The 17913-nt window shown below is 51.8% G+C and carries 16 protein-coding genes; 7 read left to right on the top strand and 9 right to left on the bottom strand.

Annotation, left to right across the window (positions count from 1 at the left end):
* Nucleotides 1–10 precede the first annotated feature (10 nt).
* From K1V27_RS04525 to K1V27_RS04505, 5 genes are all read left to right on the top strand, one after another.
* Nucleotides 11–1582 (top strand): ATP-binding response regulator, encoded by a 1572-nt coding sequence (locus K1V27_RS04525; RefSeq protein WP_258928347.1) that lies wholly within the window; start codon nucleotides 11–13, stop codon nucleotides 1580–1582.
* Between the two features lie 241 nt (nucleotides 1583–1823).
* A complete protein-coding gene (locus tag K1V27_RS04520) occupies nucleotides 1824–4106 on the top strand; it encodes a PAS domain S-box protein (protein ID WP_258928346.1) in 2283 nt (760 codons plus the stop codon).
* Nucleotides 4106–5275 (top strand): sensor histidine kinase, encoded by a 1170-nt coding sequence (locus K1V27_RS04515; RefSeq protein ID WP_258928345.1) that lies wholly within the window; start codon nucleotides 4106–4108, stop codon nucleotides 5273–5275. The genes K1V27_RS04520 and K1V27_RS04515 overlap by 1 nt, the downstream gene beginning before the upstream one ends.
* 61 nt (nucleotides 5276–5336) lie before the next feature.
* On the top strand, nucleotides 5337–5840 hold the full coding sequence (locus K1V27_RS04510; protein WP_258928344.1) for a universal stress protein: 504 nt from the start codon (nucleotides 5337–5339) through the stop codon (nucleotides 5838–5840).
* Nucleotides 5841–5890: 50 nt separating this feature from the next.
* Nucleotides 5891–6283 (top strand): response regulator, encoded by a 393-nt coding sequence (locus K1V27_RS04505; protein WP_258928343.1) that lies wholly within the window; start codon nucleotides 5891–5893, stop codon nucleotides 6281–6283.
* A gap of 38 nt (nucleotides 6284–6321) precedes the next feature.
* On the opposite strand, the gene K1V27_RS04500 is transcribed toward K1V27_RS04505, so the two are convergent.
* From K1V27_RS04500 to K1V27_RS04475, 6 genes are all read right to left on the bottom strand, one after another.
* Nucleotides 6322–8034: a GspE/PulE family protein gene (locus tag K1V27_RS04500; RefSeq protein ID WP_258928342.1), complete on the bottom strand. Its 1713-nt coding sequence runs from the start codon at nucleotides 8032–8034 to the stop codon at nucleotides 6322–6324.
* Nucleotides 8035–8182: 148 nt separating this feature from the next.
* On the bottom strand, nucleotides 8183–8590 hold the full coding sequence (locus K1V27_RS04495) for a response regulator transcription factor (RefSeq protein WP_258928341.1): 408 nt from the start codon (nucleotides 8588–8590) through the stop codon (nucleotides 8183–8185).
* 2 nt (nucleotides 8591–8592) lie between these two features.
* A complete protein-coding gene (locus tag K1V27_RS04490; protein ID WP_258928340.1) occupies nucleotides 8593–9465 on the bottom strand; it encodes a sensor histidine kinase in 873 nt (290 codons plus the stop codon).
* Nucleotides 9466–9505: 40 nt separating this feature from the next.
* Nucleotides 9506–10414, bottom strand: coding sequence for an oxygen-binding di-iron domain-containing protein (locus K1V27_RS04485; RefSeq protein WP_258928338.1), 909 nt, complete (start codon nucleotides 10412–10414; stop codon nucleotides 9506–9508).
* 217 nt (nucleotides 10415–10631) lie between these two features.
* The gene (locus tag K1V27_RS04480) at nucleotides 10632–12308 is read right to left on the bottom strand and encodes a PilT/PilU family type 4a pilus ATPase (RefSeq protein WP_258928337.1); all 1677 of its coding nucleotides are present in this window, start codon (nucleotides 12306–12308) and stop codon (nucleotides 10632–10634) included.
* A gap of 12 nt (nucleotides 12309–12320) precedes the next feature.
* Nucleotides 12321–13403 carry a bifunctional 3-deoxy-7-phosphoheptulonate synthase/chorismate mutase type II gene (locus K1V27_RS04475; protein WP_353740529.1) on the bottom strand — a complete coding sequence of 361 codons (1083 nt, stop codon included), beginning with the start codon at nucleotides 13401–13403 and terminating at the stop codon, nucleotides 12321–12323.
* A gap of 405 nt (nucleotides 13404–13808) precedes the next feature.
* On the opposite strand from K1V27_RS04475, the gene K1V27_RS04470 reads away from it, so the two are divergent.
* Entirely contained in the window at nucleotides 13809–14783 is a 975-nt protein-coding gene (locus K1V27_RS04470; protein ID WP_258928335.1) for an NAD(P)H-binding protein, read from the top strand.
* Nucleotides 14784–14837: 54 nt separating this feature from the next.
* The gene (locus tag K1V27_RS04465) at nucleotides 14838–15785 is read left to right on the top strand and encodes a YbgA family protein (RefSeq protein WP_258928334.1); all 948 of its coding nucleotides are present in this window, start codon (nucleotides 14838–14840) and stop codon (nucleotides 15783–15785) included.
* 164 nt (nucleotides 15786–15949) lie between these two features.
* Here the strand turns inward: K1V27_RS04465 and K1V27_RS04460 are convergent, their stop codons facing one another.
* From K1V27_RS04460 to K1V27_RS04450, 3 genes are all read right to left on the bottom strand, one after another.
* Entirely contained in the window at nucleotides 15950–16615 is a 666-nt protein-coding gene (locus tag K1V27_RS04460; protein WP_258928333.1) for a DnaJ domain-containing protein, read from the bottom strand.
* 144 nt (nucleotides 16616–16759) lie between these two features.
* On the bottom strand, nucleotides 16760–17158 hold the full coding sequence (locus tag K1V27_RS04455; RefSeq protein WP_258928332.1) for an Hsp20/alpha crystallin family protein: 399 nt from the start codon (nucleotides 17156–17158) through the stop codon (nucleotides 16760–16762).
* A gap of 51 nt (nucleotides 17159–17209) precedes the next feature.
* Nucleotides 17210–17665, bottom strand: coding sequence for an Hsp20/alpha crystallin family protein (locus K1V27_RS04450; protein WP_258928331.1), 456 nt, complete (start codon nucleotides 17663–17665; stop codon nucleotides 17210–17212).
* Nucleotides 17666–17913 lie beyond the last annotated feature (248 nt).

The following is a 17913-nucleotide window of genomic DNA, read 5'->3' as shown; positions in this document are numbered from 1 at the left end:
AGCCCAGAAGATGGTGCGCAAAGACTGGAAGCTATTGCTCATCGATGACGATCCCGGGATTCGAAAAGTGATGTCCATTGCCTTGCAGGATGCGGGTTATGAGGTCTTGACGGCTGCCGACGGGGAAAGCGGGGTGGCGTTGTGCGGTAAAGAGCGGCCCAAGATTGTCATCACCGATATTCGCATGCCGGGCATTGACGGAATCGAGGTTCTCAAGAGAATAAAAGAATTGGACACCGACGTCGAGGTCATTGTGATCACTGCATTCAGTGAAATCGAATTGGCCATTAAAGCTCTGCAGCTCGACGCCTCCGACTTTATCACCAAACCAATTAATGATGACGCCCTCTGGGTGGCATTAAAACGGGCCGAAGAGCGCTACACTACGCGTAAGGACCTGAAGGATTACACTGCACTCATTGAAGAAAGGTGGATGGAGACGGCTGAAGAACTGGCCAAGACCTTTCACTTTCAGAGAAATTTGATCGAAAGCTCCATTGACGGGATCATCGCGTGTGACAGCGAGGGCAGGGTCCTCATCTTCAACAAAAGCATGGAACAGATGCTCGGCTACAGCAAAGATAAGGTGGTCGACAGGATGTCGTTGTATCAATTCTTTTCTTTGGGGGAAGTCGAGAAATTCTACAAGAAACTGTATGCGGAGGAATATGGCGGCAGAAACAGGCTCTATTTGTATGAAAGCACATTGATTTCCAAAGCGGGCAATAAGATTCCCGTGCAGCTTTCCGCAACGGTTCTATTCCAGGAGGAGGAGGAAATTGGGGTGGTTGGGTTCTTCCGGGACCTCAGGGATATCCGAAAGATGGCCCAGCAATTTGCGGATCAGGCCAGGCTGCTGCATCAGGATAAAATGATTTCTTTGGGAAAACTGGCGGCCAGTGTGGTGCATGAAATCAACAACCCCCTCTCGGGTATTCTCAATTACACACGCCTCATGATCAAAATCCTCAGCAGGGGCGCATTGAGCTCTGAAAGCACAGAGAAGTTTCAGTCCTACCTCGGCCTCATGGAGAGTGAAATCAGCCGATGCTCGAAAATTGTTTCCAACCTGCTGGCCTTTTCCCGCAAGTCCAGGCTGGAATTCAGCGCCGTGGACATCAACGAGTTGCTAAAAAAATGCATTCTCCTCAGTGAACATAAGCTCATCCTGCAGAATATCCGCATCACAACTCGTCTGCAGACAGATATGCCGATGGTTCTTGGAGACTTCAGTCAACTGCAGCAATGTGTCATCAATCTCATCTTCAATGCCATTGATGCCATGCCCAGGGGCGGCGACATCCTCATTGAAAGTTCATTCAACCCCGATAAAAAGGTGGTGGAGGTTGCCATAACCGACAATGGCGTCGGCATTGCAAAAGAAGACCTGAACTACATTTTTGATCCGTTTTTTACCACCAAGAAAGAGGGTAAGGGGCTCGGATTGGGGCTGTCGACGGTATACGGAATCATTGATCGTCACAAAGGTGCAATCAGTGTTCAGAGTGAGGTGGGCAAAGGGACACGGTTTGCTCTCAAGCTTCCGCTCAAACAGGAAACGGGAGAAGTCTCAGGGAGCTGAAAGCATGGCTGCGCACGGCGAATGCGTCATGCGCCTTGACCGATATGTTGTTTTAAGCTACATTTTTCGTGTAAGTGCACATTGTTACTAGTTTTTATAGTACGCTGCCGACGCAGCTTCACTCCATGCGGGATCCACAGGGTGGGCGGTTGCAAAACCGCATGGTTCAAAATCGCGTGGGATTGCCCCCGAGAACATTCCCTGTGACTCAAGCCCTGGTTCAAGCGAGCAGGTCTATGCCATGCCGCATAAAATCATAATGATGATCTACCACAGCCTGATCCTCCGTCTCATCCTGCTGGTTGGGCTGGTGCTGTTCATCAGTATTTCTACTTGGTCGTATTTCAACATAAAGTACCAAAAACAGAATAGTCTCAACAACATCGTGCTGGAGGTCGAGCGCCTGGGAAACACCATCAGACTGGGGACCCATTATGCCATGATGTTGAATTCGCGCGAGGATATCAATGAAATAATCAAGAATATCGGCAGGCAGAAGGGAATTGAAAATATCCGCATTTTTAATAAAGAAGGACAGATAAAGTTCTCGAATGTTCCCACTGAGGTGGATCAAACCACCAACATCAAAGCAGACGCGTGTTATATTTGCCATCGTACCGATCCCCCCAGGGAAAAGGTGGATATCAGCCAGAGAACTCGAATTTTTGCCGCTCCAGAGGCGGGATACCGCTTGTTGGGGCTCATCAGCCCCATTTATAATGAACCCAGCTGCACTACGGATGTCTGCCATGTTCATCCCGGCGACAAAAAAGTTTTGGGCGCTCTCGATGTTGTGGTATCTCTGGCGGCCACGGATGAAGAGATCCAATCTTATGAGCGCTGGATCCTGGTTTTGGCTGTCATCAGTTTTCTGGCAGCTTCTGCGATAATCGGCACTTTTTTGTGGATGTTTGTGAACCGACCTATCAACAAATTGATCACCTGTACGCGGCTGATCGGGCAGGGTGAATATGATCATCAGATGGAAACGGGTTGGGAAGGTGAAATCGGTCAACTGGCCATCGCGATCAGCCAGATGGGCAAGAAGATAAGTGAGAAGCAGGAAGAATTGAATAAGCAGCGATATGAATATCAAGAACTGTTTGAACAGGTTCCGTGCTTCATTACCGTGCAGGACAGGAATCTTAGGATACTCCGGTACAATCGCGAATTCACCCGCCATTTCGAAGCGAATCCGGGGGATTATTGTTATGAGGTGTACAAGAACCGGTCGGAGCCATGTGAAGTTTGCCCGGTGATGATGACCTTTGCCGACGGACAGGCACATTCCAGCGAGGAATCGGGAATTACCAAGGACGGTAAGGTATCGCACTGGATTGCATGGAGCTCACCCATCAGGGACGTTTCCGGCGAGATCACCGCGGTCATGGAGGTCAGCCTCGATATTACAGGAATGAAGCGGCTTGAAGAGGAGATTCGAAAGTCCGAACAAAAATACCGGGATATATTCAATAACATTCCCAATCCGATATTTGTTTTGGACAGAAGGAATTTGATCATTCTCGATTGCAACGACGTCGTAAAAAGCGTTTACGGCTTCGACAAACAGGAATTGGTGAAAAACTCGTTCCTCATGCTCTTCGAAGAATCGGAACATCAGAATTATGCTTTGGACATCAGAAATTCCGATGCCCTCAGCCAAGTGCGGCAGTTGACCAAGGACGGCAGGCTCATTTATGCCAATGTGCGCATTTCACCATCTGAATACATGGGGCGGGAAGCGCTGTTGGTCACCACCAGTGACATCACCAAGCGACTGCTTGCCGAACAGCAGCTGATCCAGGCGAGCAAAATGGCGACACTGGGAGAGATGGCCACGGGCATCGCGCACGAATTGAACCAACCTCTTTCGGTCATCAAGACGGCGAGTAGTTTTCTCATCAAGAAAGTCGTCAGAGGTCAAAAGATTAAAGAAGAGATACTCAAGACCATGGCCGAGGAGATCGACAGCCATGTGGATCGCGCTTCTAATATCATCAATCACTTGCGCGAGTTCGGCCGCAAATCCGAAGTGAAAAAGGAGGCCGTGCAGATCAATGAACCACTCAAAAAGGCGATGGAGATTTTCAGCCAGCAGCTGAAATTGAGAGAAATCGAGATAGTGACACAGTTTGATGAGAATCTGCCGGCGGTTTTGGCAAATTCCAACAGACTCGAACAGGTTTTCATCAACCTGCTGATCAATGCACGAGACGCCATTGAAGAAAAAGTTGATAAATCTTTCAGCAAGGATGTTGTCAAGAGAATAATTTTGCGAACATTTTACGAAAGCGGCAAGGTGACCGTATCGGTGAAAGATAGCGGACCGGGTATCCCCGATTCGGTGTTGGATAAGATTTTCGAACCCTTTTTTACCACCAAGAAAGTGGGCAAAGGTACAGGGCTTGGCCTATCAATCAGTTACGGCATTGTTCAGGATTACGACGGCACCATTCGAGTCAAGACCACGGAAGATGAGGGTTCTGAGTTCATAATACAGCTTCCCGTAGCGAGCGAGGTTTGATGAAGGATACCATCCTGCTGGTTGATGATGAAGAGGGCATTCGCAAGGTGCTGAGCATATCCCTGGCTGACAGTGGTTATGATGTTCTCACTGCCAGCAATGGAGAGGAGGCCTTAGGCATATTCAGAACAAGGCGGCCCCCGCTGGTGCTGACGGATATTAAGATGCCGGGCATGGACGGAGTCGAACTGCTGCGCAAGATCAAGCAGGAGAGCCCCGACACGGAAGTGATTATGATCACGGGGCATGGGGACATGGGACTTGCCATACGCAGTTTGCAGTTCGACGCGGCCGATTTTGTGACCAAGCCGATAAACGATGAAGCATTGGAAATCGCCTTGAGAAGAGCTCGCGAGAGAATCTGGATGCGGGACAAGCTCAGGGAATATACGGAAAATCTGGAGCGGCTGGTCACTGAAAAAACGCGGCAACTCGTGGAATCTGAGAGACTTGCAGCCATTGGGCAGACAGTTGCCGTTCTCGCTCATGCCATCAAGAACATAACGGGTGGGCTCAAAGGGGGCATGTTTGTGCTGGAAAAGGGTATCGAGCGGGATGATAAGCAGTACCTCAGCCAGGGCTGGGAAATGATCAAAGGTAATGTGGATAAGATCGCAAACCTTGCCCTGGACATGTTAAATTATGCCAAGGAAAGAATTCCGGATTACAGGCTATGGGATCCGAACCGGCCCGTTAGAGAGGTGTGCGAGTTGATGCGGCCACGCGCCGAAAAGTGTGGGGTGGAGTTGGAAATGGACATTGATCCTGATTTGCCGGAGATCGAGTTTGATCTGGAAGGAGTTCACTGTTGCTTGACGAATTTAGTGACGAACGCTATTGATGCTTGTGTGGACGTTGAATGCAGCAAGCAGGTAAAAAAGGTTGTGGTGAAGTCCTTGCAGCAAGACGACGGCGCAGTGATCTACCGGGTGGAGGACTCTGGCTGCGGTATGGATGAGGCCACCAGAGAAAAGATATTTCGGATGTTTGTCAGCAGCAAGGGAACCAAAGGCACCGGGTTGGGATTAATGATCACAAGAAAAATTGTGGAAGAACATGGGGGGACCATAACCTGTGAGTCGCAAAAGGGACGTGGGGCTACCTTCACCATCAAGTTGCCGCCCAGGGGCAAATCAGCAGCGGTGAGTCGGGCACGCCAGTGCGCATAACACGATATTTTTCTGAACCGGGTTGACCAGACAAGCCAATTGAATTGAGAAGGAAAAAATCATGGTGGAGTACAAGAATATATTATTTTGCACCGATTTTTCCGAGGACGCCAACATTGCATTTTTGCACGCCCTCAATTTAGCCAGGAAGTACGGCGCCAATCTGCATATTTTGCATGTACCCCACTCACCGTTCACCTATTCCCGGCATATCGTCGATGAGCATGTGCCCGCTGAGAAGTCCCAGGACGGGCAGTCATTTTTTGATGACGATGTGGCCAAGCAGGCGGAAAAGGAGCTTCAAGAAGCCTACCAACCAAGACTCGGGGATTTTAAGTCATATCAATTTGTAATCAGATGTGGCGCTCCGGAGGTGGAGATCATACGCTATGCCAAACGCCATGACATTGATCTGATCGTAATGGGTGCATCGGGCAAATCGGAGAAAGACAGAAGCAAAGAACGCGGCAGTACCGTAGCCAATGTCTCTAAATATGCCCATTGCCATGTAATGGCGATTAGAAACCCGGCGAAGCAATTCACGCTGCCCGGTAAAATGCGTTGATTCGAGTGTGCAAGAAAATTCTTTAGCAATGGGCCTGGAGGGACTCAATAATGGCGAAAAAAGTTCTGGTAGTCGATGATGAACTGGATATCCGCGTCTTTATGACGACCTTGCTCGAGACCAGCGGATACAAACCCATTGCCGCAGAAGACGGTCAGCAGGGTCTGGAATTCGCGCGCAAACACATGCCCGCTCTGATCATTATGGATATCATGATGCCCAAGGAGAGCGGCATCCACATGTACCGCGAGCTGAAAAACGATCCCGGGCTAAAGGCCATACCGGTCATCATCGTCTCTGCCCTGTCAAAAAAGACTTTTTTCCATTCTCAAAAGGTGCTCGATGAATATGAAGGGGAGCGAGTTCCAGAACCTGCGGCCTACATTGAAAAGCCCCCGGAAGCCGATGAATTGCTTGACACCATCCATCAGATCCTGGGATAGTCGCAATTGATGCCCCTCGATATGCAATGCGGCGCAATCTAAAGTTGCGCCGATTCTTCATCCGCTACGGTGACACGGTGCACTTCATCCATGGTGGTGAGACCTCGCAGCACCTTCTTGATCCCGTCGTAGCGCATGCTCTGGAAGCCTGACTTTTGGGCGTATTTTTGAATTTCAGTGACCGTGGCTGATCGCGAAATGAGGCCGCGCAGGTGATTGTCGAGGGCGATGATTTCGTGGATCGCCAGCCTGCCCGAATAGCCTGTGTTATTGCAATACTTGCAGCCCTTGCCCCGATAGAAATGAACTTCTCTTCCCTCCCAGATGAACAATTGGCGGATCTCTTCCGCAGAGGCCTGATACTTTTCCCTGCACTGGTCACAGATTTTGCGCACCAGTCGCTGGCACATCACTCCAATTAACGAGGGAGCCACGATAAAGGGCTGAACGCCGATGTCCATCAAGCGGGTGACGGCCTGAACGGCGCTGTTGGTATGCATTGTCGCCAACACGAGATGTCCCGTCAGGGCCGCCTGACACGCGATGCGAGCGGTTTCCAGATCGCGGATTTCACCGACCAGGATGACGTCGGGGTCTTGCCGCAGGAAGCTCCGCAATGCCAGGGAAAAATCCAGATCAACCGCCTGGTTCACCTGAACCTGGCTGATTCCCGGCAACTTGTACTCAACGGGCTCCTCAATGGTAGTGATATTGATTCCGGGCTTGTTCAGATACTTGAGCATGGAAAACAGCGATGTGGTTTTTCCCGAGCCGGTGGGCCCGGTCACGAAAAAAATACCGTGAGGCACCGCCAGAACATACTTCATCACCTCCATGGTGGATTTTGAAAAATTCAGCTCGGTCAGATCAGGAATGTCGCGTCCCTGGCTGAGGCTGAGGATGCGCAGAACGATTTTCTCTCCAAAGATCGTGGGTATACTGGAAAACCTCAGGTCAACGTCTCGGTTGGGAAGTTTCAGGTTGATTCTTCCGTCCTGGGGCCGGCGTCGTTCGGTGATATCCAGATCCGCCAGAATTTTCAGTCGGGAGACGATGGGCGCTAACAGGGACTTTTCGAGCTTGCTCCTGTCCTGGAGGATCCCGTCGATCCTGAAACGGACCCGCACCTTCTCCTCGCCGGGCTCGATGTGGATGTCGCTTGCACCCTCGCGCACCGCGAGAAGCATTAAACCATGGACAAATTCTATGATTATCTTGCCGCCGGCGGCCTTTTGCAGTTCATCCTTGGTCAGTTCGCTGATGTCTTCAATGGTGATGCTTTCCGTGACCACCTTCTTGGAAAGATCACTCAGCAGGTTGTGCGTCTTGTACTCGATTTCGATGGCATCTTCGATGTCATCGGGAAAGGCAAACACCGGGCTGATGGGTTTGCCGATGATCTGTTCCGCTTCCTTGATGATGAACTGGGCCTGGGGGTTTGCCAGGGCGGCCGTGGCGACGTCCCCAAACTGGTAAATCAAAATGATGTGGTTAGTGTGGGCAAAATTCTCCGGCAGTTGCTGCACAAGCTCGTGCTGGAACAGAGTGGTCCTGAGGTCCATGTAGGAAAGGTTGAGCGAATCGCTCCAAAGCCTTCCCAGCTCATGTCTGCGCGAGGGAGTTGCGTGTGCCAGGTGCAGCAGGATTTCAAACGCATTCTCTTGATACTTTTCGATGAGTTGCCGGCACGTCTCCTGGTCGAGGATCTCCCTGGCGACGAGCAGCTTCAAAAATGCAGGATTCTTGATCATGAAATCTCCGCCGGTTTTACCGCAGGTGCGGTTGTGCACACCAATACCCAACGCACGTTGTTGCCCGCTCAGCCCATGTTGGGTTCCGTCACCCGTAGCGGGCGTGACGCAATCCAACCTTCGGCCGCTTAATTCCGTGGAGCGGCACTTAGGAGGCGCTGCGACCACCCCTGTTGCGGACAAAATCCTGAAAAGTCTCTTTGATGATGGATTTCAGCTCGGCGGGAGGAGTGTCTTTGCGGATGTAGTTGGCTGCCCCAAGGTCCAGACACTTCTCCACGTTTCCAATATCCGTTACGGATGTGAGCATAATGACAAAAGCATTGGGGAATTGCTCCATGATTTCCCGCAGCACCTCATCCCCGGGTTTCAATGGCATGTTGATGTCCAGCAGAAGCAGGTGCGGCTTTTCTTGCTTGAACAATTCAATGGCTTCAACGCCGTTGGCCGCTTCCCCGACAACCTCGCAGTTCATGGATTTCAAAAGGGCCCGCAGGAGCACCCTCACATGGGATTCGTCGTCTGCTATGACGACTCTCGGTTTGATTGCTGCCATGGTTAATACTCTATTGGTAAGGTGAAGCTCAAGGTCGCACCGGTCCCGACCTGGCTCTCGACCTGCAAGGTGCCGCCGTGTGCTTCGACAATCCGCTTGGCAATGGCGAGCCCCAGGCCGGTGCTTTTTTCTCCCCCGGTGGGACGTGCCTTGAGACGATGAAATTCTCCAAATATGGTCTCCTGATGTTCCAGGGGGATACCCGGTCCCTCGTCTCGTACACTCACTCTTGCCTGATCTCCGGCATGCGACAGGTCGATATAAATATGGCGGCCGCGCGGAGAAAATTTGATGGCATTGCTCAGCAGGTTATCCACAACCTGAGCTATCTTGCTCGAGTCGAAGCGTTGCTCACCAATGTCCGGCAAAGCCTCCACCAGCAAAATATTTTTTTTCTTGGCCAATACTTTGTGGATGCGGATTCTTTCCTCGATGAGTGATTTGAGGGACCCGATGCTCGTGTCCAGATCGAACTTACCGCTTTCAATCACGGAAATATCCAACAAGTTGTTGACCAGGGTCAACATGCCGCTGCTGGCTGAATGAATCACGCCGAGATACTCCCTTTGCTCCTTGCTGAGCGGCCCGTCGGCTTCGGAAAGCAGTATCTCACTGAGGCCCCGTATGGATGTGAGAGGATTTCTCAGATCGTGTGCTGCTATTCCCAGAAAGCGATTTTTTTGCTGGTTGAGTTCCACAAGTTTTCTCGTTGAGTCGGCGTGTTTCTTTGTCAAGTTGTTGAGCAGTTGATTCTTGAGCTCATAGTCTTTTTCCGTTGCCCAGTATTCCAGCAATACCGAAAGTAACCTGGATCGAAGCAGCCTTTCGCCATATGCTTTATTGAAAAACTCAGTGATCAGTTCATTGAAGTTCATTCTTCAGTTTTTCCGCCTTGGACCATGGCCGGCTAATGGCTCATTTGCCAATGGTGACCGGCTCGGGGGACTTCCTACCCCCCAACCTCTGTCTGATGGGGCTGGTGTCTCCCAGGTTAAAAAAGGAACGATCGCCGATCACCCCGTCAATCCCGACTCCTTTCAAGGACGAGAGGAGCTCGCATATCAGAATGATGTCCTCGGGATCATAGAGCACGCCTCCGTGTTGCGGAGCGAGTGCGTTGAACGGGATTGGGGCTATCTGATCGAGTGCATATTTGAGTGCGCGCTCTGATCCCATGATATTGTGGTGGAAATGCAAAATGTTATAGATGGGGCAGTTGTTAGCTTCATCCGGGCAATTGGGATAGTCCTCGCAGTTCTTGCATCGCAAGCGCAGCTTGAGAAATAGGCCCAGTTCCGTTGAGTAACTGCTGAACAGGTCCCCGGTAAACAGTATGGTGCTCTTTTCATCAAAGGTGACAAAACTGCCCGCCGAATGCGAAAAGGGGGTGTTGATGAAGCGCAGTGTTCGACCACTCGAGAAACGATACCGGTAATCAAGGTCGTGTAAGGAAATCAGTTTGGCGGACTCGGAATAGTGCTGGATGAACATGTGATTTGCCCGGTCGGAAATGATCTGTAAATCCTTTCGCCCGATGATCACTTCCAGATGCGGCAGGCTGCCGCATAAACGGGGGGTATAGTTCTGATAAATGAGAGCGGCGATGGAAGAAGGAGTGAGTCCGATTTCCATGATCTTCATCATAACCGAGGGAAAATCAGCGCGACTGCCGCCGTCGATCAAAACCGCTTCGTCATTGTCCGTAATGATATAAGGATTGGCATACGAACCGGCCTGCGCATCGTAGGCTCCAACCCAGTATACATCCTCGGACAGCTTAATGGGGCGTTCGTAGTCCAAGTTGAGATTCGTAATGTCGGGCATGCACATCCTTTCGACAACAAATCCTGCAGCTTTGCCGATATCCGACTGCGCGCGGCCTGTGTCCTGGGAGCTTGTTCGAGAATCGTAACGTCCTCTTCTCCTTGAGGGGGAAAGGTTACGTGAGTGGGTGAGGGCGTTCCCGGCCACGCTCCTGAATCTTGATTCGTGAAAACGGAAAGCCATATTATACCTTTGTTAAGCTACCGTTAGTAGTTTTTTATTTGGCTGCTTTCGTGATGTAGTCGGGGTTTTCTGCATATAACAAGGCATCTTTGGCAGCGATCTTTCCGTCTCGCAGAAGTCGGTTCAGGCAAACATCCAGAGACGCAAAGTCGTCTGCCTCCGTTTGAATTTGGCTGCGGATTTGATGGGTCTTGTTTTCTCGAATAAAATTGCGAATTCTGTAGCTGTTGATGAGTTTTTCGTAAGCGAGAACAAGCGAGTCTCCCTTGTATGAGGGTACCAACCGTTGCGAAAACACCAACAGCAGGGCGTCGGCAAGCTGGTTCCTGACCTGCCCCTGCAGATGTTGAGGAAACCGGTTGACCATACTGTCGATGGTGGACGTCGCATTGTTCGAGTGGGTGGTGCTGAGCACCAAATGACCTGTGGAAGCAGCGCGCAGAGCGATTTCAAAGGTCTCCTGATCACGCAGTTCGCCGATCACGATGACATCCGGGGCCTGTCGGAATATTCTGCGTAATCCTTCAGAAAAGGAATTGGTGTCCGATCCCACCTCCCTTTGATTGATGTTGCTCTTCCTGGGTACGTGCAGGTACTCGATGGGATCCTCCAGGGTGATGATGTTGCAGCTTCTGTTCTGGTTGATGGCGTCGATCAGGGCGGCTACCGTGGTGGTCTTGCCGTGGCCGGTCGGTGCTGTAACGAGGAGGAGACCTTGAGGTTTGAGGACAAATTCCTGCAACCAGTCGGGCAGGCCGAGTGCTTCGAAAGAGAGGATTGTGTTGCTGATGCGGCGAATGGCCAGGGAAACGGTGTCCTTTTGTCGGTATACATTCACCCTGAATCTTCCCAACCTTTCAAAATCAATAGAAAAATCTATTTCTTTGCTGTTCAGAAAGTCTTCCCACTGGCGCTCGTTCATCAACGCTTTGGCGTATGCCACGCACTGGTCTGGTGAAATGGGAGGCATGGCGGCGCGTCTAAGCGAGTTGCGGAGCTTGATGGACGGGGTGACATCAGCCGTGATCAGCATATCCGATCCAGTGGATTCGACCAGGTATGCCAGAAGTTTGGCGACGACGGGAGGGGCACCCCCGGTTACCTGTTGAACCTCGATACCGGAAAAGGCACCCGCGCCCCTTTCTTTCAAACATTGGAGTGCGAGATCCATATGATAGGATGGAACGACGACGGGATTGACCCGCTTGCCCGTAAAAAACTCCACTTCCCGGATGGCCGTCAAGTCGCTTGGGGATTCCATGGCAAGACTGATGCTGCGCGCCTCAACTTTCAGGGGCAGCACCCGATGTTTGAAAATGATATTCGACGGGACCACGCCCATGACGTCTTCATTGACACAAACATCCACCAGGCTGGAGCTCTCGATGCCATATTGTTTTCCGAGGAACTGCAGGAGGGCGTCATCGCTGATGTAGCCCAATCCGACCAGGATGGAACCCAGCTTCTGCCCCCTCTGCGCCTGAATTTTCAGGGCATGCTCGAGTTGATCCTGGGTCAAAAGACCTGCCTGGACCAGCGATTCGCCCAGGGGGATTTTCGCTGCGTCTTTGGGGCGTGCGGGAATTTGTCTCTTACGGAGGAGAATATCTTTTATCTCTTCTTGTGATACCTTTCGATTCCTCGAGGAATCCACCTTTTCATCTTCAATGATCTCCCCGAGCATTTTGCCCAAATCATACATTTCCGCCATGACTTGTCTCCTCTAGTCGCCACTCTCCACGAGTTCCTGCTTGCGGATGGATTCCTCATGGATATACTGATACAGGCGGAGCACAAATTGCTCATCCAGCCCAAGGCGGTTGGCGGATTCCAGTCTGTCCTGCAACATTTTCTGCAGGCGTTCCGGTTGCAGAATGGAAATGTTGTTCTGTTTCTTTAACCGCCCGATGTCCATTGAAATATTCATGCGTTGCAAGAGCAGCTGCATGATCTGCTCATCCAGTATATCGATGGTGCTGCGCAAATGAGTGATGCTCCTCAGATAATGGGGGTCATCCGTGGAGACCTGCTTCACATTGAGGTGGCTCAGGAGAACCCCCAGTTCCCTCGGAGTCACTTGTTGCTGGGCGTCGCTCAGCGCCGCCCGCGGGTTGATGTGGCACTCTATCATGAGACCGTCGAACAGCAGGTCCATGGCTTTTCGGATGATGCCGGAAAGCAGCTCCACCGTGCCGCAGATGTGGCTTGGATCGCAGATCATGGGGAGTTTTGGAATTTTCCTGCGAAGCTCGATAGGAATGCGCCATTCGGGGGTGTTGCGGTAGACTTTCTCGTTGAACGAGCAGAACCCCCGGTGGATGGCCGCGATTCTGGTTATTCCTGCTTGATTGACGCGCTCGATGGCCCCTATCCAGAGGCCGAGATCAGGACTTATGGGATTTTTCACCAGTACCGGAATGTCGACTCCTCTCAGAGCGTCGGCAATTTCTTGAACGGCAAAAGGATTGGTCGTGGTGCGTGCGCCAATCCAGAGTATATCGATCCCCTGGCGCAGGCATTTTTCCACATGAGAAGGTTTGGCCACTTCGGTGGTAACGGGAAGCCCGGCCCTGTCCCCTGCTTCTCTTAACCAGGCAAGGCCTTCAGCCCCTACTCCTTCGAATGATCCGGGTCTCGTTCGGGGCTTCCAAATTCCGCCGCGCAAAGCACTGACGGGGTATTTTGCGATGGCGCAAGCGGTGTCTATCATCTGTTTGCGGCTTTCGGCACTGCACGGACCGGAAATCACGAAAACATCAGAGTACGGGATGCCCCACTGAGAGAGCTCGCGAATGTTCAACTCAATATTCATGTGTGCCTGCCTTCAATTTCAGAAAAAACCCTGCGGGGGTTGTTTTTTATGCGAGTCGGAAAGTTCCGTAAGGAGTACTTGCCCGACTTTGTGCGCGCTGCATCAAGACATTTATTTGCCTTCCGTCAAAGGTAATGATTGTAAGTTCCAACTTTGCAAGTATACAATACTTTTTGTCTACAGGATACGGGGCAGACCAAACTGCTCGTGAGTCTCAGCATTAAGGAGTACAAACTGCTGTAGCTTCCAAGATAATGTTTTTGGTGTAGACGGGTATCGTCACGCGTTGCGCGTGACGATACCCAACGCCAATTTTGCTGGGTTTCGTATCTCAACCCATCCTACTCGGAAGCCAAGATCATTTTCTTGAACAGTACATCAACAGAATCAAGGATGAATATGGGTCCATCCAAGTCAAAAGTTCTCTTGACCGGTGTGACCGGGTTCATCGGAGGTCGCCTGCTGCCCGTCCTGCTTGAACAGGGAGCAGCTGTCAGATGCCTGGTCCGTTCGCCGCAGAAGCTCCCTGCGCAATTATTCAACAATCCGTCCGTTGAAATAGCCGCAGGCGATCTGCTCGAACCCGACACCTTATTGCGCGCCATGGAAGGGATCGATGGGGCGTATTACCTGGTCCACTCAATGGGCGGGCGCAGCATTTTCGACGCCCGGTCGTTCATCGAGCGTGATTTGCGTGCCGCTGAAAATTTCACCAGAGCCGCTGAACGTGTGGGGCTGCAACGTATTATCTACCTGGGCGGTCTGGGAGAAACGGGGGATAATCTTTCAGAACATCTGGCGAGTCGGCAAAAGGTAGGCCGCATACTGCAATCCGGGGGTGTCCGCACAACGGCACTGAGAGCTGCAAATATCATCGGAGCCGGCGGTGCTCCCTTTGAAATGCTGCGCTATATGGTCGAACGGTTACCGGTCATGGTCTGTCCCAAATGGATCGACACCCGCAGTCAGCCCATCGCCGTACAAAACGTGATAGAATATTTGACCGGCTGCCTGTTCGAGCCCGCGACTTCGGGGCTTACCTTGGATATCGGGGGCCCCGACATAATCACCTACCGCCAACTGATGTTGATATATGCGCGAGTCAGGGGCTTGCGCCGCATGATTGTGACGGTGCCGGTTTTGACCCCGCGCCTTTCTTCATATTGGATCAACTTGATGACCCCGGTGCCTGCAGGGGTTGTCATGCCCCTGGTGGAAGGGCTCAAAAATGAAGTGATCTGCAGGGACAACAGGATACGCGCCCTGGTACCAAGCAGGTTGATTCCCATGGAAGAGGCTGTCTGCACGGCGCTTACTGAAATACAACAAGGTCCGGGCAGGCTGCCTTCTCGGCAGGCTTGTCTCATGCGTTGAGGATCTCAATCCTGAAAAAGGAAGACGTGCTGATCCTCATGGTGGGGGTATGCGATGGAAAGAATACGGTTGGGCATCAGTACCTGCCTGCTTGGCGAACCTGTCAGGTACGACGGCGGGCACAAATTGGACAGGTTTCTAAGAGATACCCTCGGACAGTACGTGGAATACCTTCCCGTTTGTCCCGAAGTGGAATGCGGGCTGGGGATACCGCGTGAATCAATGCATCTGGAGGGAGACCCGCAAGCCCCTCGACTGATCACGACGCGAACCAGGCGCGACATGACCGAGCTTATGCAGAGCTGGGCCGGCAAACGGGCCACGGAACTGGAAGGGGAGAACTTGTGCGGGTTTATTTTTAAGAGCAATTCTCCCAGCAGTGGAATGGAGCGTGTAAAGATTTCCGATGAAAACGGTATGCCGAGAAAGATCGGGGTCGGGATCTTTGCCGCAACCTTTATGCGGCATTTCCCGCTGCTGCCGGTAGAAGAAGAAGGAAGGTTACATGATCCGCGACTGCGCGAGAATTTTATCGAGCGAATTTTTGTCTTTAAGCGGTGGCGGGAGATGCAGGAGGGGGGAAGAAAAGCCAATCGCATGGTGGATTTCCATACCCGCCATAAGCTCCTCATTATGGCGCATAGCACCAAGCATAACAGCCTGATGGGAAAACTGGTTGCACGCGCCAAAGAGATTCCTGCTCAAGATCTTTACTCTCAATACGCCTCCCTGCTCATGGATGCCCTCAAGTTAAGGGCCACTGTTAAAAAGAATACCAATGTGTTGCAGCACATCATGGGCTACTTTAAAAAACAGCTGACGGCGGACGAAAAACAGGAGCTCCTGGAGGTAATAGGCCACTATCATCAAGGGCATTTTCCTCTAATCGTGCCCCTCACGCTGATCAATCATTACGTCCGCAAATACGATCAAGCGTACCTGAAACTGCAGTACTACTTGAATCCACATCCCGTCGAACTGCAATTGCGAAACCACGTGTGATGCAGGCCACCTGCATGCTGGGCCGCAACTTTTCCTCAATGGCTTGACAAGGGGCAAGAGAGCGCGGGTATGCTTGATGGCTGCGCCGTTTCATTGCAACAAATTTATGCAAAGGCTGCTGTTTCGGCAAAATGTATCCCCAGGGCCCCCGAAGACCTGCGATATCAGTTGAGATTTCTTACTCTGATCACCACCCTTAGGAGGCGGCTCTGGAGGGGGTGAGCGGGGACCTCGAGCACTGTGCCGTCACGGATGTTCGGTGGGATGCGCAATCGAGCGGACTGCCCGGTTTCTATTGTTCCCCGTCCGCTGCACTGGGCGCACGCAAAGATCGCCACCTGACCTCGCCCGCCGCAACGCGGGCACGATTCGCTTATGGGAATAGGCAGCAAGCCTCCTTTGACTGCCTCTTCGGGTGTCAGGATGACTTCCAGGTCTAAAAAGCGATGCCGCCCGTGCTGCGTTCCGACGCCGAAAAACTCTCTGAAAAAAAAGTCGCTGATATCGTTCATTCCCGTGAAGTCCCCTCCGATATCGCGTGGCGTGCGTCGCCCGCTGGCCGCAGGACGTTCCGACGGGGCCCTGTTCGCTGGCGGTTGCGAGCTTTTTTGGCGCTCTTCTTCGCGCAGGCTTCTATTGTAATCTTCTCGAGTCGCCGGTCTGGAGAGGACGCAGTAGGCCTCTGTGATTTCTTGAAAATAGCGGGTTTTTTCCGTCCCTGCCAGATCCGGATGGTGCTCTTTGGCAAGCCTTCTGAATGCGGCACGTATGCCGCTGGTGGTTGCACTGCGGGAAACGCCAAGGATCGAGTAGTAGTCCTTCCGCTTCATGGCGTCGCCTCTCCTTTGCAGGATGGGTGGCTTCCCTCCCCCATCATCCTGCAGCAGAAACGGCCAAGCAGAGAATAACCTCCACTCGGCCGTGTATCCCATTCAACCATGCTTCTCGATGAATGCGGTCGAATCCTTCACAAACTACGCGGTCTTGACTTCGATCTTGCGTGGCTTGGCGGCTTCTGCTTTGGGCAGAACCAACTTTAAAACGCCGTCCTTCATGGAAGCGACAATTTTTTCGCGGTCAATGGCGCTGGAAACCGTGAACTGCCGGTAGTAATCACCCACCGAGTACTCCCGCAGCAACGCGGTGCCGCTCTGTTCCTGCTCTGGAGCAGTGCCTCTTATGGTGAGCTGGTCATCATTAAGATCGATATCTACATTGCCGATGGGGACTCCGGGCATATCGGCCAGAAGTGTCAGCTCATTTTCCGATTCGTAGATGTCAACCGCCGGCACAAATATGGGCACATTCCTGGTGCTCTCCGACTTGGTTTGAAGTTCTTGTTTCTCCTGCACCTGCAAATCCTTATCCGTCATGATATCACCTCCTGTTTACGTCCCGGGCCAGTTTTTTATCCGGCTTGAATGCTATTCCGCCTTTATGCTGATTTTCTTTGGCTTGGCATGTTCGGCCTTGGGCAACACAAGTTTCAATACGCCGTCCTTAAAATGCGCTTCGACACTTTCGGCGTTCACATCGTAAGGCAGAGTCAGTGCCTTGTGAAACTTTCCCGTTCTGCGCTCGCGACGGTGATAGCTGACATTGGCTACATCTTCACTTTTCCTTTCGCCACGCAGGCTGAGCGTGTTTTTTTCAACGGAAATGTCAATGTCGTCTGATTTGAAGCCGGGAAGTTCGGCCTGGACGTAAAGTTTGTCTGCATCCTCAAACACGTTGAGTGCCGGGAACACTCCTGAAGCCAAAGCCGCCGGACCTCTGCCCATGGCGTCCACGAACAGTCGATCCATTTCCTTCCTGAGTCTTTCCATCTCCAGCAGAGGATTTCGCCATTCGGTGAAGCTGGGGTAACGAATGATGGCCATGTCATTGCCTCCTTTCGATATGATATGGTTATAATGCTTCGTTTTTTCCTGTCGATGCGAAATTAAGTTCGTGGTTTCCTGGTGTCAATACACGCTGAAAAAATTTTTCGTGTAATTGATTTTTGCCCTCCAAGTTGCTAATTACTAAAAGGCCCACTGGCTCCCTTCTCCCTTTGGGGGAGGATTAGGTGAGGGAGCTGACGGCCGCGTTGCAGGGCCATTGTATCGCTCCCTAAAGGGAGATTTGT

The sequence above is a fragment of the Desulfoferrobacter suflitae genome, from assembly GCF_022603395.1.
In the GTDB taxonomy this organism is placed as follows: Bacteria; Desulfobacterota; Syntrophobacteria; order Syntrophobacterales; family Syntrophobacteraceae; genus Desulfoferrobacter; species Desulfoferrobacter suflitae.
The sequence above is the reverse complement of the archived record's forward strand: the minus strand, read 5'-3'. Positions and strand labels throughout refer to the sequence as shown.

What these genes read in the sequence shown, in the direction of transcription:
- K1V27_RS04460 (WP_258928333.1), bottom strand. Translation starts at nt 16,615, where the DNA reads ATGAAGCGGAAGGACTACTACTCGATCCTTGGCGTTTCCCGCAGTGCA.
- K1V27_RS04490 (WP_258928340.1), bottom strand. Translation starts at nt 9,465, where the DNA reads ATGAACTTCAATGAACTGATCACTGAGTTTTTCAATAAAGCATATGGC.
- K1V27_RS04480 (WP_258928337.1), bottom strand. Translation starts at nt 12,308, where the DNA reads ATGGCGGAAATGTATGATTTGGGCAAAATGCTCGGGGAGATCATTGAA.
- K1V27_RS04505 (WP_258928343.1), top strand. Translation starts at nt 5,891, where the DNA reads ATGGCGAAAAAAGTTCTGGTAGTCGATGATGAACTGGATATCCGCGTC.
- K1V27_RS04485 (WP_258928338.1), bottom strand. Translation starts at nt 10,414, where the DNA reads ATGCCCGACATTACGAATCTCAACTTGGACTACGAACGCCCCATTAAG.
- K1V27_RS04455 (WP_258928332.1), bottom strand. Translation starts at nt 17,158, where the DNA reads ATGACGGATAAGGATTTGCAGGTGCAGGAGAAACAAGAACTTCAAACC.
- K1V27_RS04450 (WP_258928331.1), bottom strand. Translation starts at nt 17,665, where the DNA reads ATGGCCATCATTCGTTACCCCAGCTTCACCGAATGGCGAAATCCTCTG.
- K1V27_RS04495 (WP_258928341.1), bottom strand. Translation starts at nt 8,590, where the DNA reads ATGGCAGCAATCAAACCGAGAGTCGTCATAGCAGACGACGAATCCCAT.
- K1V27_RS04500 (WP_258928342.1), bottom strand. Translation starts at nt 8,034, where the DNA reads ATGATCAAGAATCCTGCATTTTTGAAGCTGCTCGTCGCCAGGGAGATC.
- K1V27_RS04520 (WP_258928346.1), top strand. Translation starts at nt 1,824, where the DNA reads ATGCCGCATAAAATCATAATGATGATCTACCACAGCCTGATCCTCCGT.
- K1V27_RS04465 (WP_258928334.1), top strand. Translation starts at nt 14,838, where the DNA reads ATGGAAAGAATACGGTTGGGCATCAGTACCTGCCTGCTTGGCGAACCT.
- K1V27_RS04510 (WP_258928344.1), top strand. Translation starts at nt 5,337, where the DNA reads ATGGTGGAGTACAAGAATATATTATTTTGCACCGATTTTTCCGAGGAC.
- K1V27_RS04470 (WP_258928335.1), top strand. Translation starts at nt 13,809, where the DNA reads ATGGGTCCATCCAAGTCAAAAGTTCTCTTGACCGGTGTGACCGGGTTC.
- K1V27_RS04525 (WP_258928347.1), top strand. Translation starts at nt 11, where the DNA reads ATGGTGCGCAAAGACTGGAAGCTATTGCTCATCGATGACGATCCCGGG.
- K1V27_RS04515 (WP_258928345.1), top strand. Translation starts at nt 4,106, where the DNA reads ATGAAGGATACCATCCTGCTGGTTGATGATGAAGAGGGCATTCGCAAG.